This is a genomic window from Clostridium sp. CAG:221, from assembly GCA_000435835.1.
Taxonomy (GTDB): domain Bacteria; phylum Bacillota; class Clostridia; order Clostridiales; family Clostridiaceae; genus Clostridium.
Genome location: FR883411.1, coordinates 1 through 12,485, shown reverse-complemented (window position 1 = coordinate 12,485; position 12,485 = coordinate 1). Strand labels below are relative to the sequence as shown.

The window sequence follows — 12,485 nt, the reverse complement described above, 5'->3', positions numbered from 1 at the left end:
ATATTATTAACTCCAATTATTTGTTATTTCATCCCACATCATTTTTCCACATTTAGCTAAAGTTATAGTTCCATAAACGCTATTTGGCACTTTTTCTGAAAGAACTGTAAATGTGAAATTTCCTTTTTTGTTGTGTATATACTCTGTATCATTTTCAACAGATGGCTTATCTCCAGTCTTACTGGAAATCTCTGATTTTAAATCGTCTTGGATATATAATGCCAATTTATTCTTAATTTGCTGTCTTTGCAAAATATCAATAAGCATTTGACCATTATCTTTATTTAAGAAAGTACCATTATATAAATGTTTCCACATCATGCACAAGTCATATGCTGAAGTGATATTTTCTATATTCACTTCCGGCATACGTTCATCCTTAGTTTTCCTATTTAACTTAGAATTCTTTAAACCCATTGATTTTATATCTTCATTTATTTGTTCCATTCCTAATATATCAATTATCTTATTAGCTGCTGTATTATCACTTTGAATAAGCATAATTACCATCAATTCAAAAAGTGTATAATCTCTGTCATCAAACTCATGAATTATACCTGTACCATATACTTTTTCATCATTTAACACTTTTATCTTGTCCATAAAATTAACTTTTTTATCTTCTTTTGCCTTTATAAGTGAAATAGCAATAGGTAATTTCATACATCCTGCTGCAGTCATAGAAACGTTTTCATTATATCCATAAGAATACCCACTTCTTAAATCTTCAAAATAAAACGAATACCTTCCTTCCCTTGTTTCTAAATACTTCTTGATACAATTCATCTAATACCCTCCGGTTTTACATTACTTTCATTTTTATTATTTTATATAGTTATATAATTTTTTATATATTCTTTTTTATATCTAAAAAATATAAACCATTTGCAAATATGCTAAAAAACTGCCTATTTTCATAGACAGTCTACTTTTCTTCAGTAATCTTAATCCGCAAAGGATATTCCTATTTTTTTTGCCATTTTTACTAATTCACCGTCTGGATTTACTTTTTTAGTTTTCTGTCCTATTACATTTTCAAGGGTATCGCTGGTGATAGTATCTCCTTTTAAACATACCATCTTACCAAATTCACCATTTACAATCATTTCAACAGCAGCAACTCCATATCTTGTAGATAATATTCTGTCATAAGTACAAGTATTTCCTCCTCTTTGAATATGACCAAGAACAGTGCATCGTACTTCTTTATCTTTCATTAGACTTTCAATATCGCCTGCTAACTTATTACCAATACCACCAAGCCTAATTGGATCTGGACTATCCTCAACAATCTTTGATACCACCACATCTCCATCCTTAGGCTTTGCACCTTCTGCCACTACTATAATAGTAAAATTCTTGCCACAGCTTTCTCTTTCCTTAACCTTAGCTATTATTTTATTTATGTCATATGGTATTTCAGGAATTAATATAACATCTGCTGAACCTGCTATACCTGATTCCAATGCAATCCATCCTGCATTCCTTCCCATTACCTCACATAGCATTATTCTGTGATGTGATTCCGCTGTGGTATGAAGCCTGTCTAATGCCTCTGTAACTACATCTATTGCTGTATTAAATCCAAAAGTAACATCTGTTGATGCTAAGTCATTATCAATGGTCTTAGGAACTCCTATTACATTAACACCTTTTCTAGCAAAATCCCTTGCTGATGTCAAAGTTCCATCTCCTCCGATGACTACTAGTACATCTACTCCTTCTTTTTTCATATTTTCTATAGCTACATCTGATACATCTTCCTTACTAATAACGCCATTTCTTTCTACTGTATAATCAAATAAATTATCTTTATTTGAACTATAAAGAATAGTTCCACCTCTGTGAAGTATTCCAGTTACAGTTTCCATGGTCAATGGAATAAAGTTATTATGATATAATCCCTTATAACCAAACTTATAACCTATGACCTCAATTCCATAATTCAAAATAGCAGCTCTTGTTATAGCACGTATTACTGCATTTAAACCTGGACAATCTCCTCCACCTGTTAGTAACGCTATTTTCTTTATTTTGTTATCCATATAAAACCCCTCCCCATATACTACTTTTATACCTTTATCCAACCTATAAAAGTTCTATGATTTACAACTTTACTGCCTAATTTTCACTGCTATTACTATAATATAAATTATGATAAAATTTAATTCTACTTTTTTATAAAATTTATGATTTTTTACAATTTACATACTAATTATAAATAATTTCAATTCTAGCATCTTCACTAATTCCATCACATGAAATACTTATCATATTTTCACCTTTAATAAGTTCTACTTCAAAATATTCATTTACTTTTTCAAAAGATCCATCATTTCTTCCTACATAATATTCACTGATTATGCTACCATCCTTAAATCCTCCTACCACAAATCTTTCTACACCTTCTTCTTCACTTTTCATCAATATTATATAAGCTTTATCATCTTCTGCTACCAACTCTACCTCTGGTGATTTTGTAAATAATGCTGTATTTTCAGTGTATATTGTTGGCATTAATGATTCATTGGCATATGTAAGAGCTATTTCTTCTTTTGATGTAATGTATGTAATAACACTGTTACTTTTAATTCTATCTACTGTATTATCTATCATAATAGTATAGGATTTAAATAAATTTTTCTTATTGCTAAAATATTCTTCTTCTGACATATTACCTATATATCTTAGTTCTGATTTTTTTCTTTCAACTAATTCAACACCACTACATGGAGTGTTTTCAAAAGTAAAATATCCACCATCTACAATATCTATGGCAATCCATTTATTATACTTATCACTATAGTATTCAACAATATAATATCTATCATATTTATCTTCATCTTTTTTACTACATCTAATCTCACCAATTCTTGCATTATACCCTACAGAAGTAATAAAATCTCTGATAATTATAGACATATCCTTTGCTGATACTGTCTTTTTTTCTCCAATTAGCCTAATAATATCATATCCATTAAGAGCTTTTGTGTCATTAACATCGCCTAAGGTTACTACCTCACCTGCAGCTTCTACTATCTTTAATATATATTTTATTTCATCATCTTCTTTTGCTATTTTATCAAGATTATAAATACCTCTTAACATTTCTATTCTTAAATCATTTTCCTCTTCATAAAATAATGCTATGCTATCTCCATTATAAATATTATCCCAAAGTTTTATTTCATATGTCTCCCTGGGTCTTACTAGATCATATATTGCATAACCTAATCCACCTAATCCACCTAATACTACTGCTACTATGATTATCTTTAATAATTTCTTCACCTTTATCATCTTCTTTCATATATTTTTATATTAATACTTTCGTAATAATATAAAAAAAATTAAGAGCCACTTAATATAGCTCTTACAATTATAATTTATTATACTGATAATTTTATCTTCTTTTCCTTCTTTAATATTTTACATATTAAAAATGCTGTTATGGGAATAATCAATACACATCCTATTGCTCCAAAAATGATAAAGACGAATTCCTGAAAAAATGCTTCTGAATTTATCATATCTAAAAATGAATAATTAAACCGTTTATATCTATTAAAAAGTAAGATAGATTCTCCTATTCCTGCTAGTACAAGGGTATTAGAGGTGGTTCCTAGAATATCCTTTCCCATTATTATGCCTGATTTAAATAATCCCTTTTCTGTCAAATCCTCATTATGCCTATATACTTCATATACTGCTGTAGCAATTGCAATGGCCGTATCCATAATTGAACCTAAAAGTCCCATTATTATTATAGCAATTTCCACATGCTCCATATCTACATCTATATTTTCATCTAAGAACATGGCATCATCTTCAAAAATACTTATATCATTATAACCACCAATAATTGATTTATTCCCTACTACCCATGCTGATGCAGACATGAGTATTACTACAATTTGTACAGCTAAAAATGCTGCCCAAGTCTTTTTATTTATACCATTTTGATAAAACAAAGTAATGGCACATAAAATACAGCAGCATATAAACACCACCATCATAGGAGACTTTCCTTTAGCCATCATATATGTAGCCATAATAAAGACTGCTACGTTGCATATTAAGGTGAAAAAGCTCATCATCCCTCTCTCTTCACCAATAATGCCCATTAAGGCAAATAATATAATTGCCAGCACCTTAATCATTTACTTGTCTCCTTTTCTTTAATATAGTTATAGCTATAAAGCCTGATATTGGAATTGTCACCACTATCCCTATGGCACCTACAAGGAACCTTATTATTTCAAAAGGAATTTGGAATTTAATAATACTTAAAAACTTATAGCCATTTTTTATCTTTAAAATCAGCATTGGAATGGTGCCACACATATAGGTAAAAAATAATACGTTAATCATAGTTCCCATAATATCATAACCAATTTCCTTCACTGATGAGATTAAGTTCTTCACAGAAATATTCTTATCTTTATTAATTAATTCATTTACTGCTACGGAAATAGATATTGCTACATCCATTATTGCTCCTAGGCCACCAATTAATACTCCTGCCATAAAGATATGATCTAAATGTTCAGGATTTGTTATATATTCCATCATCATATACTCTGGCTGTTCAAAGTTTTCCTTGGTAATCTTATATATAATAAATATTAAAGCCACTGATATCAGCGTCGATATTATTGCACATACGGTCTGCTTATTAATACCACTGGCTAATATTAATGAAATCATTGTAAATAGTATTATCATTAAATTACATAACTTTAATATGTCTTTACCATTTACATATTCATTTAATGCATATGTAAAAATTATTATATTCATAATGATAGATATAATGGATAATACTCCTTTTTTACCGGCAAATATCACTATTCCCAAAATAAAAACACAAATAAGCACCATAACATACATATCTCTTTTTACAGACAATATATTAGCTGATAGTTTATCTTCACTACCACTTAAACTAACAAATAAATAATTGCCTTTTTTATATCCTTCATCCTTTACCCCTGAATATGAGCATGTATTATTTAAAGTTATACTTTTTCCTTTATACTCTCCATTTTTTATTATTGCTGTGATTTCTTGATTATAGTATTTTTCCACTTCACCATTTAAGCCTTCTTTTTCATAAACTTCTTCATTCTTTACAGCTGTTATCTTCACTACATCTTCTTTATATAAAAAATAATTATTATAAGTAAAAACCATTGCTGCCATCAGTAAAAAAATAACTGCACATATGCTAATAATTCTCTTCCTCTTTTCCTTGATTATCTTTTTTATTTCTATTCCTTCTCTTGTCATAGCTTTACCTCAATTTATCTTTTAAGCTTTTTTTGCTTTATGCTTGCAAAAGGAAATGAGATGGTTTGAAACCATTACACCATCTCCTTCCCTTATATTAACACAATATATTATATCAGTTAATACCACTACTTTCAAACAAGCAGCTAACTATACTTATTTAATATACTTTTTTCCATTATGGCTACAGCCTTATACATTATAAAGGCAATTACAGCTAAAATCACAATGCTCATCATAACCATATCTAACTGTGCTATTTGCCCACCATATACAATTAAGAAACCTAAACCTTCTCTGGCCACTAGGAACTCCCCCATTATTACACCAACCCACGAAAGTCCAACATTTATCTTTAAGGCTGATATTAGTACTGGTACACAAGCTGGTAGTATTAAATGTCTTAAAATCTGCATTTTACTAGCTTTAAAAGTCTTCATTAGGATTATTTTACCAGTATCTACTTCATTAAATCCTGTTAAAACACTTATAATAGTGGTTACCAAAGATATCAGCAATGTTATTACAATTATTGCTCCTGTGCCATTGCCTACCCAAAAGATAATTATTGGTGCCAATGCCACCTTAGGCAATGAATTTAAAACCACTAGATAGGGATCCATTATTTTTGAAACTGTAGGCGATGACCATAACAAAACAGCTATTGCTCCTCCTATTATAGTTCCTAATAAGAAGCCTACAATTGTTTCATAACAAGTTACCCAAATATGAGTAAATAAGGTACCTTCTTTTATAAATTCCACCAATGATTTTAATATTCTACTGGGACTTGATGTTAAAAATGGATCAATCCATTTCAGCATGGCCGCTATTTCCCATAGAGCAATTAAGCCTATTAAGATAGCTACTCGCCAAATGCTTATCTTAATCCTTTGTCTTTTTTGCTTTTTTAAATAAGCTTCATGTTCATCATTCATTATCATCATCAAACTCCTTCCATAACATTGAGAAATATTCCATATATTCCTTTTCACCACGTTTCTCAAAAGGAGTAAGCTCACTGTTTTCAAAATGAATTTTTTGCATTTTCTTAATGGAAGCAGGCCTTTTGCTTAATACTATAACCTTGCTAGACATGACAATGGCTTCACCTATATCATGAGTTACCATGATAGTGGTCTTACCTTCTGACTTTATTATTGCATATACATCATCAGTTACCTTTTGACGTGTCTGATAATCTAAAGCTGAAAAAGGTTCATCTAATAATAATATTTCTGGCTTTAAGGCCATTGTCCTAATAAGAGCTGCTCTTTGCCTCATTCCACCTGATAATTCCTGTGGTTTATGATTTTCAAATTTCTTTAAACCATATCTTTCAATGAGTGACTCTGTAAAAGCTATATTTTCCTTGGTAAGAAGTTTTTTTATCTTAAGCCCTATGAGCACATTATCTTTTACCGTAAGCCAAGGAAAAAGATAATCTTTCTGAAACATATACCCAACTTTATCTAAATTATCTTTAACAATGCTACCTTTATACTTTATAACTCCCTTTGATGGTTCTATAAGCCCACTTATGATATTAAGTAGCGTTGATTTTCCACAACCTGATGGACCTATTATACTAATAAATTCTCCTTCATCCACTGTAAAATTTATATCTTTTATGGCTTCTGTAACGCCTTTCATATTATGATAATTCATATCTACATTACACACTTCAACTATTGCCATATTTACACCAACCTTTACTTACTTGCTTTCTCAGCAAAGGTATTATCTACAATGACTTCAAAAGGTGGTCTCTCTTTAATCAAGCTTTCATCGTAACCTTCAATGATATCCATAAGCTTCTTTAATTCTTCTTCCTTCACCATAGGAGTATCACAATATGCATCAATTTCCTTATAATTATCTAGTACTGATATTATTATCTCCTTATCTGTTCCTGGGAAAAATGAAATAATTGAATCAGCTATTTCCTCACTAGTATGTTCTTTAATCCAAATTTGTCCTTTGTAAATAGCATTAGTAAAACTTTGTATTATTTCTGGATTCTTTTCCATGTAGCTCTTTGTAGAATAGAAACAAGTATAAGCTATATTACCTGCACTTTCTCCAATAGATGATACTATATATCCACTACCGTCCTTTTCCAACATAGATGCTGTAGGTTCAAATAATGCTACATACTCTGCTGTACCTGATTTAAATGCACCAGATGTGGCAGTAAAATCAATATTTGTTACCATATTTACATCTTCTTCAGGATTAAGTCCATTTTCATTTAAAACATATTCTAACGCCATTTCAGGAATTCCACCTGGTCTTCCCCCTATTATTTCCTTGCCTCTTAAACTGCTCCATGAAAAATCTTTTTCTTCTTCCCTACCAACTAAGAAAGAACCATCTTTTTTAGTAAGTTGTGCAAATACTACTGGATAATCTTCCCTACCTTGATTATAAATATAAACAACCTGTTCTGGCCCTGAAAATCCTATATCTGCACTACCACTTAAAAGTTGCTGCATTGTCTTATCTGCCCCTTGACCTGTTGATAAATCAATCTTTATGCCTTCTTCTTCAAAGAATCCTTCATTTATGGCCACATACATTGGTGCATAAAATACTGATCTTACAACTTCATTAAGTCTTACTGTCACCATGCCTTCTGCCTCTTCACTTTTTTTATTGCACCCAAATAACCCACAAAGACAAAGTGTAAAAGCTACAAATAAAGAAATAATCCTAATCTTTTTTTTCATCGCCTTTCCCCTCAAAATTTCTCTTATTAATCATAATATGATTTTAGCACTACTTTTGATAAAAAAGAGTATTACTATTCCTAAGCATTAAAAAAACAGACATAATATATGCCTGTTTTTTTATCAATTAATTTATAAATTCCATTTTCCAATTATAATATCCTGTTTCTTCATCCTTTTCATATCTTAGATATGCTGAAAATAAAGTTCCTTTCTTACTCTTAAGATTTCTAAAGCCTACTTTTCCATTCTTAAGAAGTAACTCAACCATTTCCTTAGTTACTTTCTTCCCCATAGCTTCTATGAATTTATCATTCTTCCAAATGGTATATTTACATCCATTTTTCCAATTGGTACAACCAAAGCCTTTTTCACCTTCAATTATATCATTACCACATACAGGACATTTTCCTACACTTTCTGTTCCCTCTGGTAATGCTACTTTAAAGTTTTTTAGCATAGCTGTATCTTTCTTAATATCATCTACAGCTTCTACGGTGAAATCTTTTATCATAGCTAAGAAATCATCTTTCTTAAATTTACCTTTTTCTATATCAGATAAAGTTTTTTCCAATTTTCCTGTATACTCTAAGTCTAAAAGCTCTTTAACTGGGAATATTTCAACTAATGTTCTTCCAAGGTCAGTACAAGTTAAACTCTTACCTTTTGATTTAATATATCCGGTATCCTTTAATTTCTTAATGGTTTCAGCCCTTGTTGCCGGTGTTCCTATACTAAATCCACTTAAAATTGCTTGCATCATCTCTGGAGAATCTTCTTCATCTTTAAAACTTTTTCCGCATGTCTCCATAACTCTTAATAGAGTTTTTTCATTGTGAAGCTTTGGTGGTTTCTTAGTTACAGTATTAACTTTTCCATCAATTACTTGTACCATTTCCTTTTCACTTACAAAAGGTAAAATAGTATCTTTTGTTTCAATTTTTTCAACTACACGCCATCCTTCAACTCTTTGAACCCTACCTTTAGCAGTAAAAGTACCTTTAAAGTTTTCATCATGAACTTTTACTGTTAACTTAGTTTCTTCAAATTCTGCTATTGGCATAAATTGCATTATAAATCTATTTTTAATTGCATTATATACTATTTCTTCATCTTTACTTAAACCTGTAGGCCTAATATATGTTGGTGTTATTGCACTATGGCTTTCAACCTTAGAATTATCAAATATTCTTTTATTATCTACAAATTTAATTTGATCTTCATATGGCAATCCTTTTTTTACAGTTTCTAAAACTTTTCTTGTTTTGTCCTTTAAACTTTCGTCTAACGCCACACTTCCTGTTCTAGGATAAGTGGTAAACTTCTTTTCATAAAGGCTTTGCGCCACCTTTAATACTTTATCCGATGTCCAACCTTTATATTTACTTGTTATATACCCCTGTAAGTTAGATAAATTAAATAATAGAGGAGCATATTCTCTCTTCTTTTCCACTTGTTTCTCTACAATTTCACCTTGTTTATCTTTAAGCTGCTTTTTTAATTCTTCAACAACTTTTTTATCTTCAAACTTTTCATTATTATTTTCATTATAATAAGTTCCTTCAAACTCTTCATTGTTCTTTGTCTTAAAAGTTGCCAACAGCTTATAATATGTAGATGCTTTAAAATTTTCTATTTCTTTATCTCTATCATATATGATTTTTAATGTAGGAAGTAAAACTCTTCCTATATTAATCATTTTTCTTTCTTTACCTGTACCACCATATCTTAATGTTGCTACTGAAGTTAAATTTATTCCTATAATCCAGTCAGCCCACTGTCTGCTTATACCTGCATCTTGAAGGGATTTCATTTCTATATTTTCCTTTAAGTTATTCATCCCTTTTTTAACTTCATCTGGAGTCCATTCATTTAATAATAGTCTATATATAGGCTTATTTTGATTCAAGTACATAAATACTTCCAGTGATATAAGTTCCCCTTCACGGTCTTGGTCAGTTGCAGATATAACGCCATCTACATCATCACGCTCTATTAATGTCTTAATTATATTAATTTGCTTTTCTGCCCCTTTATCTGTAACACTTCTATTTACGTTATCACATTTTACTTTATATTTAAATTCTTCAGGTATAAATGGAAACTTCTCCATTCTCCAACCTTTCATATTTTCATCATAATCTTTTGCATCAAATAATTGAAATAAATGACCAAAAGCCCATGTTACTAAATAATCATCACCTTCAAAATACCCATCTTTTCTTATTTTGATATTATATGCATCTGCAATATTCTTAGCTACAGAAGGTTTTTCTGCTATTATTACTTTTTTCACTAAAATTTTCCTCCAATAGTCTGTTCTATTTATTATCTATTAATTATATATCTTTTTTTAATAAAAAAATAGACAGATATTAAGTTTTCAATGATACTTCTAATAACTGTCTATTTTTTATTATTTAATTTTTATTAAACTATCTTAATTTAAATTTATCAATCATATTTTGTAGACTTTCAGATTGACTTGATAATTCTTCACTAGCAGCAGCACTTTCTTCTGAAATTGCTGTATTAGATTCTACTACTTCTGCAATTTGATCTATGCCTTCATATACTTCTGAAATAGACATTGCCCCTTGTTCTGTTAGTTTAGCTATTGTACCAATTACTTCTACAGCTTCCTTAGCTTTTCCTACAACAGCATTTAATGCTTCTGATGCTTCATCGGCAATATTCTTACCATTATTTACATTACTTATAGAATCTTCTATTAATATTTCAGTATTCTTTACAGCCACTGAACTTTCTTCTGCAAGCTTTCTAATTTCATCTGCAACCACTGCAAATCCTTTTCCTGACTCTCCAGCTCTAGCTGCTTCTATAGCTGCATTAAGTGCTAAAAGATTTGTTTGTTCTGATATACTATAAATAGTATTGATTATTGATTTAATATTTCTAGATGACTCTTCTATTTTATTCATAGCTGTCACCATTTCATTCATTTTTTCATTATTTAATTCAATTTGATTTCCTAGCTCTATAGTTAAAACATTTGTACTATTAGCTTGTTCAGTTGAAACTTTAACTTTTTCATTTATTTCTCCAATAGAAGCTATTAATTCTTGAATTATACCTGCTTGATTTATAGCTCCTTCTGATATAATTTGAGCTGTTGATGCAACTTGTTCTGAACCATCCTTAACTTGCTCAGTAACTATTTTAATATCATAGAATGTATTATTTATAGAATCTACTATCTTTTCTAGCGATTCTTTTATCTCTATAAATTCACCGATATAGTTATCTTCAATTTCAACATCAAAGTTACCTTCAGCAAATTTATTTAATACTTCTGTTATATTACTTATATTATCTTTAGTAAATAAAATCATTTCTCTCATACAATCTGCTAATACACCAATTTCATCTTCTGATGTATATTCTATTTCTAAATCATAGTTACCTTTAGCCATTTCTAATGCAGCAGCTTTTATTTCTTCAACTGGATTAGAAATACTTTCAATTATAGCTTGTACAACTTTTGTTATAAGTATTAAACCAATGATTATTATTACTATTATTATAATCATTACTATTCCTATGTATCTAGTAGTCCCTTGTATATCATCTTGAACATTTGTACTTATTTTATCACCTATTAAAGATACTTGTTCAATTATAACATCTAATACTTCTGGACAATCATTTAATATAAGTTTATTAGCTTTTGCCATATCCTTATTATTTATTGCTGTCAATATTTCGTTACCTATATTTATCCACTTTGATATATTATTACCAAAATTCTCAAGCTCTCTTGCTATTTCTGGATCTTTGTTAATATTATAAACATACTCTAATTCATTAGTTATTTCATTTACATATTTTTTCACATTTTGATCATATGATGATATATTTTCACCATTTTCAGCTCTTATATAAGCATCTCTTATATCTCTTGCTAAAGTTAATATACTTGTTGCAGTTTCTTGTATTGATATTTCAGAAGCATACTCAGTTTCAACAAAACTTTCAAGTTGACCTTTTAAATACATAAGACCTACTCCAGTAGCAACCGTAATAGTCGAAATAATTATTATTGCTACAATTAATACTTTTTTTAATTTTTTTGAAATTGATAAATTCTTAACTGACGTTAAATTTTCCAATTTATTGTTCATAATTAAAGCTTATCCTCCTCTTTTTAACATGTTATATATTTTAGCATATTTCGACCTAATTTGCTAACCTTTTTTTAAACTTTTAAAGTTTTATTAACTTTTATATTAAATAACCATTTTATGCAAAAAAACAAAGCTACATGCTAATTTTTTAGCCTATAGCTTTACTCTCTTTCCAGTATATTCATCTTGGAATCCATTTAAATTCTCTTTAATTTCTTTTTGCCCAATTTCAAGCTTATCAACTTTATATTCAAGTCTAGTTAACCTTTCATTTACTTTAACTTGTTCTGTCTTTAAAGTATTAACATCACTTTTTAACTCA

General features: G+C 29.5%; 10 protein-coding genes. All 10 read right to left on the bottom strand.

Going from position 1 to position 12,485, the window contains the following annotated elements; all coding sequences use genetic code 11:
- Positions 1–6 precede the first annotated feature (6 nt).
- The 10 genes from Q5O44_RS10180 to Q5O44_RS10135 all read right to left on the bottom strand — a co-directional run bounded on the left by Q5O44_RS10180 (position 7) and on the right by Q5O44_RS10135 (position 12,160).
- The gene (locus Q5O44_RS10180) at positions 7–786 is read right to left on the bottom strand and encodes a serine hydrolase (RefSeq protein ID WP_022168313.1); all 780 of its coding nucleotides are present in this window, start codon (positions 784–786) and stop codon (positions 7–9) included.
- Positions 787–944: 158 nt separating this feature from the next.
- Positions 945–2,045: a 6-phosphofructokinase gene (locus Q5O44_RS10175; protein WP_022168312.1), complete on the bottom strand. Its 1,101-nt coding sequence runs from the start codon at positions 2,043–2,045 to the stop codon at positions 945–947.
- Positions 2,046–2,211: 166 nt separating this feature from the next.
- Positions 2,212–3,291 (bottom strand): hypothetical protein, encoded by a 1,080-nt coding sequence (locus Q5O44_RS10170; RefSeq protein ID WP_291662507.1) that lies wholly within the window; start codon positions 3,289–3,291, stop codon positions 2,212–2,214.
- Positions 3,292–3,389: 98 nt separating this feature from the next.
- The gene (locus Q5O44_RS10165; protein ID WP_022168310.1) at positions 3,390–4,160 is read right to left on the bottom strand and encodes a YibE/F family protein; all 771 of its coding nucleotides are present in this window, start codon (positions 4,158–4,160) and stop codon (positions 3,390–3,392) included.
- A complete protein-coding gene (locus tag Q5O44_RS10160; RefSeq protein WP_022168309.1) occupies positions 4,153–5,289 on the bottom strand; it encodes a YibE/F family protein in 1,137 nt (378 codons plus the stop codon). Before Q5O44_RS10160 ends, Q5O44_RS10165 begins: the two co-directional genes overlap by 8 nt.
- Before the next feature lie 146 nt (positions 5,290–5,435).
- Positions 5,436–6,227: an ABC transporter permease gene (locus Q5O44_RS10155; RefSeq protein ID WP_291662511.1), complete on the bottom strand. Its 792-nt coding sequence runs from the start codon at positions 6,225–6,227 to the stop codon at positions 5,436–5,438.
- Positions 6,220–6,987, bottom strand: a complete 768-nt coding sequence (locus tag Q5O44_RS10150) for an ABC transporter ATP-binding protein (protein ID WP_022168307.1) — start codon at positions 6,985–6,987, stop codon at positions 6,220–6,222. Before Q5O44_RS10150 ends, Q5O44_RS10155 begins: the two co-directional genes overlap by 8 nt.
- Before the next feature lie 14 nt (positions 6,988–7,001).
- Positions 7,002–8,018: an ABC transporter substrate-binding protein gene (locus Q5O44_RS10145; RefSeq protein ID WP_022168306.1), complete on the bottom strand. Its 1,017-nt coding sequence runs from the start codon at positions 8,016–8,018 to the stop codon at positions 7,002–7,004.
- 127 nt (positions 8,019–8,145) lie between these two features.
- Positions 8,146–10,314 (bottom strand): type IA DNA topoisomerase, encoded by a 2,169-nt coding sequence (locus tag Q5O44_RS10140; protein ID WP_022168305.1) that lies wholly within the window; start codon positions 10,312–10,314, stop codon positions 8,146–8,148.
- A gap of 139 nt (positions 10,315–10,453) precedes the next feature.
- A complete protein-coding gene (locus Q5O44_RS10135; RefSeq protein WP_022168304.1) occupies positions 10,454–12,160 on the bottom strand; it encodes a methyl-accepting chemotaxis protein in 1,707 nt (568 codons plus the stop codon).
- Between the last annotated feature and the right edge of the window lie 325 nt (positions 12,161–12,485).

Bases quoted from the DNA above. Each gene is read 5' to 3' on its own strand.
- Q5O44_RS10180 (WP_022168313.1), bottom strand. From the start codon at position 786: ATGAATTGTATCAAGAAGTATTTAGAAACAAGGGAAGGAAGGTATTCG.
- Q5O44_RS10175 (WP_022168312.1), bottom strand. From the start codon at position 2,045: ATGGATAACAAAATAAAGAAAATAGCGTTACTAACAGGTGGAGGAGAT.
- Q5O44_RS10165 (WP_022168310.1), bottom strand. From the start codon at position 4,160: ATGATTAAGGTGCTGGCAATTATATTATTTGCCTTAATGGGCATTATT.
- Q5O44_RS10160 (WP_022168309.1), bottom strand. From the start codon at position 5,289: ATGACAAGAGAAGGAATAGAAATAAAAAAGATAATCAAGGAAAAGAGG.
- Q5O44_RS10155 (WP_291662511.1), bottom strand. From the start codon at position 6,227: ATGAATGATGAACATGAAGCTTATTTAAAAAAGCAAAAAAGACAAAGG.
- Q5O44_RS10150 (WP_022168307.1), bottom strand. From the start codon at position 6,987: ATGGCAATAGTTGAAGTGTGTAATGTAGATATGAATTATCATAATATG.
- Q5O44_RS10145 (WP_022168306.1), bottom strand. From the start codon at position 8,018: ATGAAAAAAAAGATTAGGATTATTTCTTTATTTGTAGCTTTTACACTT.
- Q5O44_RS10135 (WP_022168304.1), bottom strand. From the start codon at position 12,160: ATGAACAATAAATTGGAAAATTTAACGTCAGTTAAGAATTTATCAATT.